The organism is Paenibacillus sp. SORGH_AS_0306 (genome assembly GCF_030819345.1).
Taxonomy (GTDB): Bacteria; Bacillota; Bacilli; order Paenibacillales; family Paenibacillaceae; genus Saccharibacillus; species Saccharibacillus kyungheensis.
Genome location: NZ_JAUTBP010000001.1, coordinates 294105 through 310055, shown reverse-complemented (window position 1 = coordinate 310055; position 15951 = coordinate 294105). Strand labels below are relative to the sequence as shown.

Sequence of the window (15951 nt, the reverse complement as noted above, 5' to 3'; positions counted from 1 at the left end):
TGTTATTGATCCTCCCAGGAATTTTCTTTACCGAGTTTACGGCAGATGACGTATTTTGAATTGGATTGACGAACTAATCCTTCGAGTTGTAATGCTGTTTTGATATAATCCGGCAAATATTCATCAAATTTCACTTCAAGCACAAAAAATTTATGATCAATCGCATCGACCATTGCTAGATTCGGGTCAAATATATCGTGATTGTTCAGACCTGTTTTCATATATTTATCAAACGTAATACGGACATTGCCTAGCTTAGAGGTATAAGCTTCCCGTACATAATCTACAATCACCTGTGGGCGCAATAAAACATTGTTAGCCGCATGATAAATCTCATACAGTAAAGGTTTATGAGGTAAGTTGAGCACCTCATAATTGCCTTTTAGAATCTCATCATACATGTCACGTGTAATCGATTCTTTGACTTTGGCAATATAATCGTTCATTTTAATTTTCTTTTCAAAATGAATAATCTTATCTTCGCCATTGTAAATACGAATCCGGTACTTCACACGATCTCGCACACCGCCTAATTTCTCATGCAATGCCGTATTATTGATATCATCAAAATACAGACTTCGAATCAGATATTCTCCAGCTTCATTGGAATTCGCATCTTGTGTCATCAGTGGACGTAGCCGTTGTCGAATCGTAAAATACTGATGGTAATTCACGTAATGCTTGAGTTCATGCCGGTATTTCAAATCCAAATTTGGATAATACATGTATTCATCCCCTTTCTTCTTGATCTGCTATCCATGAGATCCATATTTTACACTCCGTTAACATCACGTTTACATTGTTGATTATATCGAGGGATTTTGAACTTTATATGAACAGATGTTTAAAAAGAGATAAATTAATTAGCGCGACAAGTAAAAAATAGTAATTGAATAGTTGTGTCCTAATACTTTGATAATAAAAAAGCATCGACATAATCGGAAACAACATTTCTGTTGAATCTGATTATATCGACGCTTTAGATAAATAAATTATTCAGGTAATACTTTACTTAGTTCAGATGTGACTTGTGATTGAACTAGATGACGATAAGTTATCGTACCATCTTTAAATTTTAGTTTTAAATAGTAAGAAGCATTATTATAGTCAAAAATATTTTCACTAGCATCAAGTAATATTCCCATCATTTTTTTATCTTTTGCAACAAATTCTTTATCTGTCTTATACGAGTCTGTAAATAAACTCTGCTCACTTGTTGTATCTTTCTCAGTTTTTGTCCGATGATCTCTAACAACAATTATAGCATTCAAGTCTTCTGGTTTCGTAATAATCTGATCCCAGTATCCTTTCTTTTTAAGCCAAATTGCTAAAGGTTTGTAAGAAGCATTCCAATCATAGTATTGAGAAATTTTATAACTGATTAGATCAGATTCAATAGAAAAATAAAGACTACTATAAGGTAAACTTGCATCTGGATTATCAATTGCTACTTTTTCTTTTTTTATTAATTGAATTAATTCTTTAATATCTTTTTTATTTGAAACTTGAATTTTATGCTCTTCTCGATCTCGGTTTACAATTTCAATCGGTTTTACTTACATGATCTAAAGATGGAAGATTGTAAACTGCAATCTTATATGATGGTGATTGTTGTATTTTTGCTAGATAATATTGATATTCAGGAGCATTAGAAGGTACTTGGTAAGAGCGTACGATTAAGCTTCCATCTTTTAGCTTATATCCAATATCTACTGACTTATAATCTGATGTAAATTGTTGCAGTTTATCAACTTTAGGACGTATTTGTTCAATTTGCATATGGAGATTACGAACAAGCTGAATATAATTAGGATCTGAAGAAAGGACTCCTGGACGTATGACTCTTGGAAACGTTACATATCCTTCATTTTCAAATAAATAATAAGAAAGATTACCACCTTCGTAGACTCCAGCAATCTCTTCTGCACTTGGTATCTCAGCTTCATAATGTACATAATTCGAAACCGGAATATACAAAAGCAAAGCGACTACAACACCATGACCTAACATTCCTTTAGCAAATCTCATATGGTATATATTCCAGCTTTTACGTATGATCATTTCTGCTATAGTGTAAGCTACAATAGCTCCTACAATATAAGCAATAGGTGTCCAATCATTCAGAAACGATACAGATAAAGCACCTGCAAATAAGGCACCACAAAACATAACTCCCACTCTAAATAAAGGATTAAAATATGTGAATGTGACAGCATGAGTTGTCTTTTCAGTAGCACGTATTTTATAAAACAGATAACTTAATACGATCAATATAATAGCTATCAAAAGATATAAACATGTTTCTAATGTTGTAATTATTTTGGCAGATGCATTCATAATATTGAAAAGTGGAGACCAATCTTCATTCAAGTTCTGTTGATTCCGAGACGAATATCCAAATAAATAAATATCTAAATGTTTATTCCACACTTTAGGAATAGCTACAGTAAGTGTTAATAAAATAGCAACAACTATACCCTGTAATATCGTTTGTCCGATACAAATGCCTACAAATACAGTAAGGCTAAATAACAAAAGGCTAAGCACATTTGTTAGCTATCGTCCATTCTAAAACTTGCATGGCTGTAAAATCAACATACTCAAACTGTCTGCTTAATATTGCTGCTATTATAGCTATGATCCATAGTGGAATCGTTAATGCTATAACTCCTACTGCAAAATGAGTTGTTAATAAATGAACTCTCTTTAAAGGAAGGCTATGAAAAAAATCAACTGAAGCTTTATTTTGCATATATCTTGTTAGCAATAGACCCATAAGGATGGATATAATAAGCATTGCCATATTGGGCCAACCAGCGCCTACTTCAGCAAAGTAACTAACAACAAAATGAAAACGTTGATTCTTATACGAATCATTCAGCATATTTAAAGAGATGAGTATAGATAACAAAAGAACTAACAAATACAATATTCCAAGCCAAGCACTTTGCTTTAAGGTATGATTCCATAACCCTCGATTAAAGAAGAATCGGTTGAACATCATAACCGGCGTCCCCCATTTCGTAAATAAAGATTTCTTCTAGTGTCATCGGCAAAATATCAAATACGTATGGCGTGTAGACGTTGAATACTTCTTTGATACGCTCGATTTCGCCTTTGATAATATAAATACCTACGCTACCTCGTTCTTCCTTATACACCACATCCAGTAGACTGGAGATGGCATGTTCATGACGCTCATCCCGGAAAGCGACTTGTATTTTGTGCGTATCGGCTTTGAGATCGTCCAGTTCTTTTTCCACTAACAATTTGCCTTTGTGCATAATGCCTACATGATCACACAGGTCTTCGATTTCACGCAGATTATGCGACGAAATAATGACGGTCATTTCGCGTTCAGCACTTTCTTGAAACAGCAAATTTTTGACTTGTCGTCTCATTACAGGATCTAGTCCATCTATCGGTTCATCCAAGATCAATACATCTGGTCTACAACTCAAAGCTAACCACATAGAGGCTTGGCGCTGCATTCCTTTAGATAAACGGTGTAATTTACGCTTCATATCAATACTTGCGAATGCTGGAGCTAACTGCTGAAAACGTTCTTGACTCCACTGAGGATAAATAGACCGATAAAAAGAAGCCATTTGCTTAATAGAGGTTTGCGCGAAAAAGTAAGGCTGATCGGCTAAAAAAATTATTCGATTTTTGATCTCTGGTTGCTCATATACAGCTTGTCCTTCTAAAGTAATCTGTCCTTGATCTGCACGGTAAATGCCTGCGATCGTTTTGAGCAATGTGGTTTTACCTGCTCCATTGGAACCCAATAATCCAAAAATCGAACCTTTATGTACGTGTAACGACAAATCATCTACTGCTTTTTCACCATCAAAGTATTTGGTGAGTCCTTTAACTTCAATCATGATGATGCCCCCTTTCATGTTCTTGCATCGCTTGTTCATACAATTTGATTAAGTCTTCTCTGGTAAATCCGAGATAGATTGCTTCTGCAAACAATTTTAATAATCGCTCGCGCATATCTTCTTGCTGTTCCTGGGTCGGTTGTTGTTGCTGTGGTGAAACAAAGCTTCCTTTACCTGGCTGAGAATAAATATAGCCTTCTCGCTCTAATTCCCGATACGCTTTCTGAATCGTATTTGGATTAACCGTTAATTGAGTGGAAAGTGAACGCACTGAAGGTAATTGTTCTTCAGGCTTCAATATGCCATACATAATCATCTCTTTGATTTTATCCATCAACTGCTCATAGATTGGCTTCCGACTACGTACATCCAATTCGAACATAAAGAGCCTCCTCTCTGTATTAACTGTACTACTATTATTAGTACAGTTAATACAGATTGTCAATTATTTTTTAGAGCTGATACTGCCCAAATAAAAAGAAGTCATTACTCCTTCGGTTAATCAAAGGAATCATGACTTCTTTTGAATTGCGATATAGCGATATCACAAGCGATAAGCGTCTAACCACTGTAGAACATTTTTCTTATGATACATCTATATTCTGAGCATGATCGGGCAGACGAATTTCAAAACAGGTACGAATGAGATCGCTTTGAACGGTAATGGTTCCTTTATGATGCTCTACAATATTTTTGGCAATAAACAAACCGATGCCCGAACCTCCATCTTTCTGAGTTCGTGCTTTGTCTCCGGTATATAACATTTCAAAAATATGAGGTAATTCTTCTGGCAAAATACGACTACCGTAATTGATAATCTGAATGACTATCTCTTCGGCTTCTGGATAACTATTCACATCTATATAATTCCCATCTTCCCCATAACGAATAGCATTGGTTAGCAAATTTTCGATAGCACGAGCCAGTTGTTCTCCATCTGCATAAATGGTCATTGATGGCGTGGTTGTAATACGGCTAATTAAATGCTGTTTTTCCAGCGCAGGGTACAATTCTTCGGTCAATTGATGGAGAAGTTCATTTACATCTAACCATGACTTTTTAAGAGAAACTGTACCATAATTCATACGAGCAATATCAAATAATTCTTCGATCAATTTTTCCAACCGCTGAGATTTATTATAAGCAACACCAGCATAATGTATCATTTGTTCTTCAGTCAGTTCGTCTTTTCCTTTTAAAATAAAATCCAAATAACCAAGTACCGACGTAAGCGGTGTACGTAGATCATGTGCTAGATTAAGCACTAATTGTTCTTTGGAATTTTCAGCAAAATCGCCCCGGATCATCGCTTCTTGCAATTTGTGGCTGGCTAGATTGATATCACGAGCAATCTCTTCAAATTCGTCTTTAGACTGTATCTGGAGATCAATATCGAAATCAGCATTCGCCAGTTGGTGGATTCCGCTTGTAATCTCTTTAAAATACAATGCATATCTTTTGGTTAGCAAAAAGAAAAAGAAAAAGGACAGTGGAATAAAAAAGATTAAAAAGAAATTTAGATCTCCGATCTCGCGAATAAAATAACGATATTTTGTCCATACATCTTCAAATTTAGTCGTAGAATAAAACCATTGCAATAAACGATATAAAATATAGGTGACTATGCCTGACAATAACATACTAAGTCCAAACAACATCATCATATTAAAACGAAAACTTCGAACCTGCTTAGCCATTATACGTATACCCCACGCCCCAGACGGTTTTAATCAATTTGGTTTTGAGCTTGTCTTCTTCCAGTTTTTTACGCAATGTACGGATATGTACCATCACTGTATTACTTCCTTCGTAATAACTTTCTTTCCAAACAGACTCAAAAATATGTTCTGAACTGAATACTTTTTTGGGATGACTCACAAGTAAATACAAAATATCAAATTCTTTAGGTGTTAATTCTACAGGCTGATCATAGACAGATACAGTTCGTTGTTCTGGATTAATGACCAATACCCCTGTATTCAAAATAGACGTATTATGTGCTCCCCCGGCAGTATTAAATTGATTCGCACGTCGCAATTGTGCATTAACCCGCGCTACTAATTCCATCGGATTAAATGGTTTGGTCACATAATCATCAGCACCGGTCACTAAACCTGTAATCTTATCAAGATCAGAAGATTTAGCACTCAAAAAGATAATCGGAATATGATGGGTTTCTCTAATCGTTCGTGCTGCTTCATAACCATCCATACGGGGCATCATAATATCGAGAATAGCCAGATCAATCGAACGGGTTAAAATGACTCGTACCGCTTCTGCACCATCGGTTACTTTGATACATTGATATCCTTCTTTTTGTAAATGCAATTCCAATAAATCGGCAATGGCTTCTTCATCATCTGCGATTAGTATCGTTGTCATAGTGATTGTACATCTCCCGAACAAATATAATAGGTTACCACAATTTGATTATACTAGATTAGAATCGTTAGCCCAGCACCTATACATCATGGTTCATATAAGCATATCATGCATAATCTGGTCTGTATCTGGTCATTATCGTTGCCTTTCGGTAACAATCACTCCATCTACATTATTACCTGAAATCGTATAGTCACCATCAGCAGGAACAGCAATTTTTTTATCATTGAGCATAGGATGATACCGAACATTATAATGCTGACCTTCTATCGTTATAGACAACGGTTCATCTCTTAACGCTTCAAAATACTCTTCTAATACCATATCATGTTCTTCCATAATAGCACTATGAGGTAATCCAATATAGCGGAAATGCCAGGGTTCGTATTTGATACTTGTAATCTTTTCTTTGTTTTTCGGATAACGGAGAATGAATCCATACTTCCACGCATTGTCGCGCAGCCAGACGCCTTCCTCTGATTTCTCAATACCACTTTGTGTAGAACCAACATCCAGAGCAAGTCCCAAATTATGTTCGCTATATCCGGCTGGCATAGCGTATTCTGATCCTTTCTCATCATACAAATTATCTTGTTCTTGATTCGTTCGATATCCACTACTTGCCATAAAATGACTGACTCCTTCTAAGTTAGCTTCTTGCACCATTGTTAGAAATCGCTCTGCTACATCTTGAGACAATGACAAAGATCGATCCAATAAAACAATCTGGCTTGCAAAAGTAGAATAATCAACAAGCTTAACAATATCCTGCGCTTCATTCCCATCCACTAACGGATAATCTTTATTAATTAATAGTAGATCCCCTTGATAAATCTGACTTTTGCTCACATCGACTAATATTTCATTTTTACCTGCCACCTCGTCTTTATCATCAATGACCCGGTCATGTGCAAATCCTCGACCTATTTTGTAATCGAAAGAATCCGGCAAATAGCGAGTGACTAACAGTGCAATACCTAACAAAACGACAAGTACAACCATCCATTTTTTCATTATCATATCCTCCTTGATCTGTGATCTCAAAATCATAAAGAAGATTGTTAAAAATAAAAGTAGGCTAAATATAAAGTTTTCCTTAAATATGTAGATTCTATACAAATAAAAAATAAACCTACCCGAATAGCGATAGGTTTATTGGATTATTAGACATTTGTTATTACATAATCATAAATACCAAGCCACTTTGATTAGCAAATGCTTTTTCAAAAAGTTCAAATACCGATTCCAGATGAGGAAGCAAGTAACCATCTACTAATTCTTCATAAGTCTCATCACTTTGCATCGGAAAAGCTAACATAATCATTGCCCGTTCATCCAACTGCTCTATGTCCATCTCGGGAATGTTTTTCCACTTTTCAAAATCAATCCGTTTGGTTAGATTCTCAGGTTGTTTCAATTCAGGAATTTGCGTTGCAATTTCGGCTACCTTGTCCGCAGGTAAATAAAAAGAACCGTATTCTGTCGCCTGACTATCAACTTTATATTGCTCCCCTACCGGAACCAAAGGAATATCCGGGAACATATCTACAATCAGACTCCATGTTTTATCAATATCCAGCGTGGGTGGTTGCACATTTCCCGCCAAAATATCTTCTAAATTTTTATGTTCCTCATAATAAACGCCTGTAATACCCATATCTAACATCTCCTTTAACAAGAATTACCCGATTATAGGATTTACGATTGCATAAATTCATGATACCGATTGATCTGGTTCGCCAATTCTTCAAATAAAATAAACCGCGCTGCCCGATATACCTCTTTGCCTTCCATCAGTAGCAACAATACCGGTGAAGTAAAAATCATATACTCTCCTGCCAATTCAGGTACATCCTCCATATACACAAACCCACCCACAATATGCTCATACCCTTCTAACAAACGTTCCACCTGCGGTTGAACCGCTTCACAAACGCTGCAATTCTGCGTTTTGAGCATAAGCAATGTCAACGAATGCTGGCGAATAAAATCATCTACCTGCTTTTTAGAAAAAAGCTGTTCCATCCCTTTTTCCTCTTTTCTAATATCTATTCACCATATACTTTTCCACACTTCTATTCTATTCTCTTCTCTTATATATCCTTAATTCGCTTACCCACATCATCCCAACACATAATATCCCAATAATCAAACAAACAGATCAAAAGATCAACAGCCAAAACCATACCATAAAACAATTAAAACCGAAAAAAGGCTGCCTTTCTGCTTAACACACAGAAAAACAACCTTTACTTCACCCTTTTGAACTCATATATATTCTAAATTTATCTCTCTAATTATCTCTATTCTCTCTCTATTATCCCTATCTATAGATCAGGTATCTCCCAAACCATCCCAACCTGCTACCACACCAAATCTAATCTTTTAAAATCCTTGCTTTCCCATAGCGGTCTCTCACCAAGAGTTCCCTCAGAAAGCTATTTTAAAAATCAAATTTAAAATCATCATCAGTCAAACGCTCAACGTTCATCGCACGCACATATCCATTTCCTTTTTTCGAGAAAAAGTCATGTTGTTTCGTATGTGTGCTGATCCCGTTGAATACAATCGGATTCACTTCTTCTTCAGCAAATACAGGATCAAAGCCCAGGTTCATAAACGCTTTGTTTGCATTGTAACGAAGGAACACTTTTACATCTTCAGTTAGACCGATTGGATCATAAATCTCTTCTGTATACTTCTCTTCATTCGCATGAAGATACGTCAGTAGACCTTCTAAGATTTCGTAAACGTCTTTTTGCTCGTCTTCTTCAAGATCATTGTAGATTTCTTGTGCAAGTACCCCTACATACACACCGTGAATACTTTCATCACGTAAAATCAGATCAATAATCTCACCGCTACACGTCATTTTACCTTGTCCAGCTAGATAAAGCGGATAGAAAAATCCACTGTAGAACAAATAGCTTTCGAGTAATACAGAAGCCGCCATAGCTAAAAATAGCTCTTTTGGCGAATTAATATTCAAGTAGTACTGACGGATCGTTTCTGCTTTGGTCTGTAGACGTGGATTGTCTTCCACCCATTGGAAAATCTTATCGATCTCTTCTGTAGAAGACAATGTTGTAAAGATACTGCTGTATGATTTGGCATGAATCTGCTCCATCATCGCCATAAAGCCTAATACTGCTTTACGTTGCATCCCTTCGACGTGTTCCAATACTTTCGGCATACCTACGCCACCTTGAATTGTATCAAGTAGAGTAAGTCCTCCAAGCACTTTCATATACGTATCACGTTCGATGTCACTCAATTGAATCCATGACATTTTATCATCAGACAATGGAATTTCATCATCCGTCCAAAATTGCATAATATTTTGATTCCAGAACATCATTGTGAAATCATCATCAGGACGGTTCCAGTTTACAGCTTTGATAGGTCCAGTCATAAGTTAAAATTCCTCCTTTTAAACATTGGATACTACTTATTGCACTTTGGTAAAAGAACACAAGTATGTACTCAAACGGTACAGCCTACATATCCCCAAGCGCTTGCTAAAAGATATGGTGTCGGGCAAAAATCATATTTCATTTGAATCCGATCGTGCTGATGTTGCCAAGCAAGTAAAGCATACAAAAAAGCCTAAAAAGGCTTTCTTGTATACTGCATAGCTATAGATATTATTTTATAATCAACTACCGAAAAATATTATACCGAGCAAGTAATACACTCTTCTACGCTAAGCAATTTGGTACGTGTATAGTAAAGTGATTTTAGACCTTTGTGTGCTGCATACAGGTAATAACGAGCCAATTGACGAGTCGTTACATCGCTACCTACATGAAGTACTGTTGAAATTCCTTGATCGACATGATTTTGGATTTCAGCAATCAGATCCAACACTTTAAATTGATTCATTTGGTAAGCAGATTTGTAGTAGAAATAGTTATCCTGTTGCATATATGGCATTGGATAGTAAGTCGTTGAGTTCGCATAGGTACGAGTCTCAATTTGTTCTACAATCGGCATTACGCTAGATGTTGCATTTTGGATATATGAAATACTTGCTGTTGGCGCAATCGCCAAACGGTAAGCATGATACAGACCATGTTTCATTACATCAGCTTTCAGGTTTTGCCAGTCTGCTGGTGTTGGGATATACATATCGCCGAACAAATCGCTTGCACGTGTTGTTGCTGGACGATAATCAATTTCTAAATAACGATCAAAGTACGTTCCTTTTGCATATTCTGATTTTTCAAAATCAGCAAAAGTCGTTTGACGATCACGAGCAATTTCCATACTTTTCTCTAATGAATAGAAATTCATCATCATAAAGAAAGTACGAACAAAGTCTCTTGCTTCATCACTTTCATACGCAATTTTGTTTTTAGCAAGGTAACCATGCAAGTTCATAACACCAAGACCCACAGAGTGCATTTCACGGTTTGCTTTTGCTACACCCGGTGCATTAGCGATATCTGTCATATCACTAACCGATGTTAGACCCATAATTCCTTCATGAACGGATTCACGAATTTTGCCAAGTTCCATGACGTTTACCATATTAAGTGAACCCAAGTTACAGCTAATATCGCGACGAATAATATCATCTTGACCATAATCTGTAATCTCAGATGTTTCTTGCAATTGGAAAATTTCTGTACACAAGTTAGACATACGAATCGATCCGATATCTTTTAGTGCATGACCGTTATTCGCATTACTTTTGTTCATAATATACGGATAACCGGATTCTAATTGTACACTTGCGATTTTGGTTAGCATATCACGAGCACTCATGATTGCTTTCTTTTTGACACGATCATCAGCAAGCAATGTATCGTACATTTCATCGATATCTAGATCATCCAGATATTTACCATACGCTTTGTATACACTGTAAGGTGCGAATACATGTAATAGTTCATTATCTGCTGCTAATTGGTAAAAGCGATTCGGTACAACAAGACCGATCGACAATGTTTTGAGGCGTGTACGCTCATCTGCATTGATTTTTTTGCTATCCAAGAACTCCATAACGTCCCAGCCGAAAATGTTGTAATATGCTGCGCCAGAACCTTTACGTTGACCCATTTGATCTGCATAGGAGAAAGCATCTTCCATCAGTTTCAATACAGGCATAATTCCTTTTGCTGCACCTTCAACACCTTTGATCGGCTCACCGCGTCCACGAAGTTTGGACAAGTTAACCGCTACACCGCCGCCAATTTTGGATAATTGCATACAAGTGTTCAGTACATGGTTAATCGAGTTCAAAGAGTCATCCATTTCTAACAAGAAACAAGAGACCATTTCACCACGACGACTTTTACCTGCATTCAAAAATGTTGGTGTTGCTGGTTGTAGACGTTGTTCCATCATGGATTTGGCAAGAGTTTTGGCATTATCCGCATCCCCGCGTCCCAAGTGAAGCGCCACGACTGCGACACGATCCGCATAATGTTCCAAGTATTGACTACGGTCATTCGTTTTCACTGCATAATCTGTGTAGAACTTGGAAGCCGCCATATAAGATGGAAATTGGAAATCATAACTGTGTGTAATCGCATATACTTCTTCTACATCTTGAGAAGTATAGTTTTTGTACATATCTTCATAATAATCGTTATCGATCATATAACGTACTTTTGTTTTGGTGTCCGGGAAGTTGATACTTTTACGAGCTACCTCTTCCATATATTCTACAACTGCTTCTTTATCTTTATCCAAACGGAAAAATCCACTCTCGTCCCGTTGCATCAGTAAGTTGTTCAATTCAATATGCCGCAATTTTATCTACCTCCTGTTGAAATCGTTGTGCGTCTCCTGTTGTACCTGCTAATTCGAACTTGTACACAACCGGTACATTGTAACGTTCTGAGATTAGATCAGCACTCCGAGCGAATTTGTCTCCCCAATTGCGATTGCCACTTGCTGCAACTCCGATCAGGCGATTATGATTTCTCTCCAAAAAATGAACTACCTTATCAGGAATCTGACCAAATCCAGTTGTGTACGTTACCAGTACAAAAGGTTCATCCAACGTCAGCGCCTCATCAATCTGTACAGCTTGTACAGCAGGTAATTTTAATTTGTTGATAAATCGTTTTACATTGCCTGTTTTGGAATCATAAGCAATTAGCATGGTTGTGACATCTCCTTCTCGGTTCAATATGTAGTACTGTTCATCCGTTCAATCACTATATAAATACAGATAACAATGATCTAATATCATATAAGTGTTATCTACTCTAGCGCGTATAATTAGCTATAACCTATATATTACCTGCTCAAACATCGTAACCGCAATATATAGAAGGCTTTATCAAAGATATACGCTATATATAGTGTTGTCAATAGGAACTGAAGGTCTACATCTTGGCCCAAACATGCCTTAAAAACGGTCTATTTTTTCAAAATATCAAGTAAAACGGGCACTTCTTTGAACACGTATTTTACATACATCGCGATAATCATTTATAAAAAAATAATTTTCTTGACATACTAGATATAGTACATATCGTTTAACTTTTGCCGAACATTTCCAGATTATGCAGTGAACATAAATTCACTCTAAAATGAACATAAATTCCGGTCTATTTAGACGCTCAAGTATAAAACTTTAGCTGTTATTGAACAAAAAAGCAAATAAAAATTTCTTTAATTTAAGAAATCTTAGCATAGAAATACACAGGAGAATTACACATGCTTTTTGTATTGTATTTATTACCATATATTGAAATAATTAAAAGCGAACGTGGAATCGCATACAATTTGAATAGGAGGATATGTGTATGAAGAAAATGGGTTACTTCTTGCTTTTATCTATGCTTGTTCTTGTCAGCAGTCTTTTTCCACCAGCATCATCTTCGGTATCGGCAGCAGATTATACTCAAGGTGTTACGACATCCGGGACAACAGCCACTATCTGGTTCTCTTCCAACGTAAATACTTCCTGGGTCGATGTGCATTACTCGGTGAACTCGGGTAATCTGCAAAATCTACGAATGACCTATGACAGTGGATCTAAACGTTATGTACAAAATGTCGCCAGTGTATCATCAGGTCAGGTGATCCAATATTCATTTACGTACAATAATGGAACAGCCGCTTATGATACATCGAAATTTAGCTATACAGTCACAACAGGCTCAACCCCACCTCCCAATCCTGGAACAGGTGACAATTCGATCTACAGTATCCCAGCGTCATCTATACCGAACGCTACAGGGAGTGGAGCATTATCTTTCAAATTATTAAATGGTACCAAAGGTGCTTATGCCGACAATCAGATCTATTGGGGGATTCTAGGAATTAATCCTGCCACTAAGCAATGGAGTTATCTTGATAACAACGGTCAATTGAAACCTATCTCGACGGCTCTCAATAATGCGACAGGGCATTTAACCAAGAACGGAGTGAATTACGCTAACATTTATAGCACGATCAGTCAGATCAACTGGGTGAGTATGCCCAAAATTGATTCCGGGCGGATGTTTATCTGTGTAGGCTCTCCATGTTATATCAAAACATATGATGATGGATTCGCAGGACCTGATATTAATAATACAGCTGATCCGAACCGTAATATCTATTTCGACTTTGTTGAATTTACTGTAGACGGTACAGGATATCATGGAAATACTACTCGTGTAGATGGTTTTGGATTTCCTTTACAACACCGCCTTGTCAATCGTGCAGGTAATTATGATCAGACGGTAGGCGAATTGGAATCCGAGACACGTGCAGGTCTATTTAGTAAGTATCGGAGTGAAGTTCCGGCTGCCTTCCAATCTCTTGCCGATGTACAAGCTCCGTATCGTATCGTAGCACCGATTCATGGCGCATTCGGGGTAAATGGTACGCAAGCTAATTATTTTGCTGGATACAGCAATTACAGCACGCAGGAGATCCTACTGTGTAATGGTCGACTGGCAGAGGATTCAGGTACATGTTCAGCGATCAATCGACATGTGTATGACAACCAGGCCAATTGGAACAATCCTGCTCAATACTACAAAGCTGCACCTGCTAATTACTACGCGAAGTTCTGGCATGATCACAGTATCAACCGCTTAGCGTATGGATTTGCTTATGATGATTACAATCAACAAGCTTCATATCTTGAAGTGGGTGATCCAAAAGGATTGATTATCCGCGTCGGCTGGTAAACGTATCTATAATTGCGTGATATAAAAAGCCTGCTTCTACGGTCAATGTTAATTTGACGGTGTAGAAGCAGGCTTTTTTTCAGTGATTGGTTTGTAAAATATCAGGTAGGTGATTCTACAATAGATATTACAAAAATGTATTCTTTAATTGAGGTGGTTGTTCAAGCAGATGGATCCATGTTGACGTACATTGATGATATACGTAGAGGTGCCTAACGTTTTTTCGATCAATGCTGTGTATTCACTCACTAATTTTTTTGGCAAAATAGTCAAAATAACCCCTGCAAATCCGCCACCATGTACACGACAAGCGCCTGCTTGCTTTTGCTTCAAGAAAATCTCAGTGATTGCTAGAGCGATCGAAATACTTTGCTCACGGGTATGAGAATCTTGATATACATTTTGAAGCCATTTCCATGATGAATTACCCGAGCCTGTAATCAATTCTAAGAAATGATCCCATTCGTTCGATTGTAGTGCTTTCACTTGCTCATCCACACGATCATTTTCTTCTAAGAAATGCAGTGCACGCAATATAGCACGGTCGCCTGTTTGTTCACGAAGGCTTGCTAGATTGCTGTATACTTCTTCCAATGTAATCTGACGACACACTTCATGACCCAGCGCTTCCGCAACCGCCTTCATTTCTTCCGGTACCGCAGCATAGTCAGCAGTCAGATCGGCATGGTTGCCTCCTGTGTTCACAATGACCATCTCATACCCTTGTGCATTGAAATCATACGGTACATGTTGAATCGCAGGTTCTTTGGGATTGATAAAATCGATTGCGATTAATCCGCCATGTGCACAAGCCATTTGATCTAATAATCCAGAGGGTTTGTTCCAAAATTTATTTTCAGCATATTGTCCAATTCGAGCCATATTTACGATATCAACTTGACTGTTATTGTAGAACGTATTTAGGATGCTAGTGATTAACATTTCAAAAGAAGCTGAAGAACTCAGCCCGGAAGCTGCTAATACATTGGTAGATACATAAGCATTGAATCCGCCTACATGTAATCCCCATTGAACAAAGCCCGCAACGATTCCACGAATAAGCGCTAATGTACCGCCTTCACCTTCTACAGGCTCTAATTCAGAAGTATGGATTTTGTATACATCTTTATAGCCTTCAGACACAATCGTAATATAAGGTTCATCTACAGGTACAGCGGCACTGATCGTATCTAGATTGATACTTGTTGCCAATACTTTACCGTAGTTATGGTCTGTATGATTACCACCAATTTCACTTCTACCTGGAGAGCTGAATAATTGAATATTGCCATCTCCAAATTGTTGATGATAGTTGTTCATAAGTTGTTGATAACGCTCCAACTGATACTGTACTTGTTCTTGTCCGTACATTTCTACAAGTAGTTGGTTCATCTTCTCCGTATTGTATTGTTCCAAGTTCTCTGTAACCGTTCTCAATTGCATCCTAAATATCCCCTTTAATATTAAAAATAGTTGTTCCTATGCTATTGATATTTGTGCCTATATTGATTGTACTGAAATTTTGCGAAATTGTCAGGGGTATTGTT

The 15951-nt window shown here is 37.2% G+C and carries 16 protein-coding genes; 1 reads left to right on the top strand and 15 read right to left on the bottom strand.

Annotation, left to right across the window (positions count from 1 at the left end; translation table 11 throughout):
• Positions 1-2: 2 nt before the first annotated feature.
• The 14 genes from QE450_RS01330 to nrdI all read right to left on the bottom strand — a co-directional run bounded on the left by QE450_RS01330 (position 3) and on the right by nrdI (position 12378).
• The gene (locus QE450_RS01330) at positions 3-725 is read right to left on the bottom strand and encodes a polyphosphate polymerase domain-containing protein (protein WP_273615066.1); all 723 of its coding nucleotides are present in this window, start codon (positions 723-725) and stop codon (positions 3-5) included.
• A 267-nt stretch (positions 726-992) separates the two neighbouring features.
• Complete coding sequence (locus QE450_RS01325; protein WP_307296152.1) at positions 993-1271, bottom strand: hypothetical protein; 279 nt, start codon at positions 1269-1271, stop codon at positions 993-995.
• A 271-nt stretch (positions 1272-1542) separates the two neighbouring features.
• A complete protein-coding gene (locus tag QE450_RS01320) occupies positions 1543-2535 on the bottom strand; it encodes a hypothetical protein (protein ID WP_307296150.1) in 993 nt (330 codons plus the stop codon).
• A 4-nt stretch (positions 2536-2539) separates the two neighbouring features.
• Entirely contained in the window at positions 2540-3004 is a 465-nt protein-coding gene (locus QE450_RS01315) for a hypothetical protein (RefSeq protein ID WP_307296148.1), read from the bottom strand.
• The gene (locus QE450_RS01310; protein ID WP_307296143.1) at positions 2979-3884 is read right to left on the bottom strand and encodes an ABC transporter ATP-binding protein; all 906 of its coding nucleotides are present in this window, start codon (positions 3882-3884) and stop codon (positions 2979-2981) included. Before QE450_RS01310 ends, QE450_RS01315 begins: the two co-directional genes overlap by 26 nt.
• Positions 3877-4266 (bottom strand): GntR family transcriptional regulator, encoded by a 390-nt coding sequence (locus QE450_RS01305; protein ID WP_301261778.1) that lies wholly within the window; start codon positions 4264-4266, stop codon positions 3877-3879. The genes QE450_RS01310 and QE450_RS01305 overlap by 8 nt, the downstream gene beginning before the upstream one ends.
• A gap of 202 nt (positions 4267-4468) precedes the next feature.
• Positions 4469-5581, bottom strand: coding sequence for a sensor histidine kinase (locus tag QE450_RS01300; RefSeq protein ID WP_307296138.1), 1113 nt, complete (start codon positions 5579-5581; stop codon positions 4469-4471).
• Positions 5574-6272, bottom strand: coding sequence for a response regulator transcription factor (locus QE450_RS01295; protein WP_274172974.1), 699 nt, complete (start codon positions 6270-6272; stop codon positions 5574-5576). The genes QE450_RS01300 and QE450_RS01295 overlap by 8 nt, the downstream gene beginning before the upstream one ends.
• 129 nt (positions 6273-6401) lie before the next feature.
• Entirely contained in the window at positions 6402-7280 is an 879-nt protein-coding gene (locus QE450_RS01290; protein WP_307296135.1) for a M15 family metallopeptidase, read from the bottom strand.
• A gap of 163 nt (positions 7281-7443) precedes the next feature.
• On the bottom strand, positions 7444-7923 hold the full coding sequence (locus tag QE450_RS01285) for a hypothetical protein (RefSeq protein ID WP_307296133.1): 480 nt from the start codon (positions 7921-7923) through the stop codon (positions 7444-7446).
• A 41-nt stretch (positions 7924-7964) separates the two neighbouring features.
• Positions 7965-8291, bottom strand: a complete 327-nt coding sequence (locus QE450_RS01280) for a thioredoxin family protein (RefSeq protein WP_307296131.1) — start codon at positions 8289-8291, stop codon at positions 7965-7967.
• Between the two features lie 418 nt (positions 8292-8709).
• Positions 8710-9678 carry a class 1b ribonucleoside-diphosphate reductase subunit beta gene (gene nrdF / locus QE450_RS01275; RefSeq protein ID WP_273615058.1) on the bottom strand — a complete coding sequence of 323 codons (969 nt, stop codon included), beginning with the start codon at positions 9676-9678 and terminating at the stop codon, positions 8710-8712.
• A 260-nt stretch (positions 9679-9938) separates the two neighbouring features.
• Positions 9939-12023 carry a class 1b ribonucleoside-diphosphate reductase subunit alpha gene (gene nrdE, locus QE450_RS01270; RefSeq protein WP_307296127.1) on the bottom strand — a complete coding sequence of 695 codons (2085 nt, stop codon included), beginning with the start codon at positions 12021-12023 and terminating at the stop codon, positions 9939-9941.
• Complete coding sequence (gene nrdI, locus QE450_RS01265; RefSeq protein WP_273615056.1) at positions 12010-12378, bottom strand: class Ib ribonucleoside-diphosphate reductase assembly flavoprotein NrdI; 369 nt, start codon at positions 12376-12378, stop codon at positions 12010-12012. Before nrdI ends, nrdE begins: the two co-directional genes overlap by 14 nt.
• A 649-nt stretch (positions 12379-13027) precedes the next feature.
• Between nrdI and QE450_RS01260 the strand changes: the two genes are divergently transcribed.
• Positions 13028-14404 (top strand): glycoside hydrolase family 64 protein, encoded by a 1377-nt coding sequence (locus QE450_RS01260; protein ID WP_307296124.1) that lies wholly within the window; start codon positions 13028-13030, stop codon positions 14402-14404.
• Positions 14405-14548: 144 nt separating this feature from the next.
• Here QE450_RS01260 and QE450_RS01255 read toward each other — a convergent pair whose 3' ends face one another.
• On the bottom strand, positions 14549-15847 hold the full coding sequence (locus tag QE450_RS01255; protein ID WP_307296122.1) for a galactokinase: 1299 nt from the start codon (positions 15845-15847) through the stop codon (positions 14549-14551).
• Positions 15848-15951 lie beyond the last annotated feature (104 nt).

Bases quoted from the DNA above. Each gene is read 5' to 3' on its own strand.
- QE450_RS01285 (WP_307296133.1), bottom strand. From the start codon at position 7,923: ATGGGTATTACAGGCGTTTATTATGAGGAACATAAAAATTTAGAAGAT.
- QE450_RS01300 (WP_307296138.1), bottom strand. From the start codon at position 5,581: ATGGCTAAGCAGGTTCGAAGTTTTCGTTTTAATATGATGATGTTGTTT.
- QE450_RS01310 (WP_307296143.1), bottom strand. From the start codon at position 3,884: ATGATTGAAGTTAAAGGACTCACCAAATACTTTGATGGTGAAAAAGCA.
- QE450_RS01305 (WP_301261778.1), bottom strand. From the start codon at position 4,266: ATGTTCGAATTGGATGTACGTAGTCGGAAGCCAATCTATGAGCAGTTG.
- QE450_RS01255 (WP_307296122.1), bottom strand. From the start codon at position 15,847: ATGCAATTGAGAACGGTTACAGAGAACTTGGAACAATACAATACGGAG.
- nrdI (WP_273615056.1), bottom strand. From the start codon at position 12,378: ATGCTAATTGCTTATGATTCCAAAACAGGCAATGTAAAACGATTTATC.
- QE450_RS01260 (WP_307296124.1), top strand. From the start codon at position 13,028: ATGAAGAAAATGGGTTACTTCTTGCTTTTATCTATGCTTGTTCTTGTC.
- QE450_RS01290 (WP_307296135.1), bottom strand. From the start codon at position 7,280: ATGAAAAAATGGATGGTTGTACTTGTCGTTTTGTTAGGTATTGCACTG.
- QE450_RS01330 (WP_273615066.1), bottom strand. From the start codon at position 725: ATGTATTATCCAAATTTGGATTTGAAATACCGGCATGAACTCAAGCAT.
- nrdF (WP_273615058.1), bottom strand. From the start codon at position 9,678: ATGACTGGACCTATCAAAGCTGTAAACTGGAACCGTCCTGATGATGAT.
- QE450_RS01315 (WP_307296148.1), bottom strand. From the start codon at position 3,004: ATGATGTTCAACCGATTCTTCTTTAATCGAGGGTTATGGAATCATACC.
- QE450_RS01280 (WP_307296131.1), bottom strand. From the start codon at position 8,291: ATGGAACAGCTTTTTTCTAAAAAGCAGGTAGATGATTTTATTCGCCAG.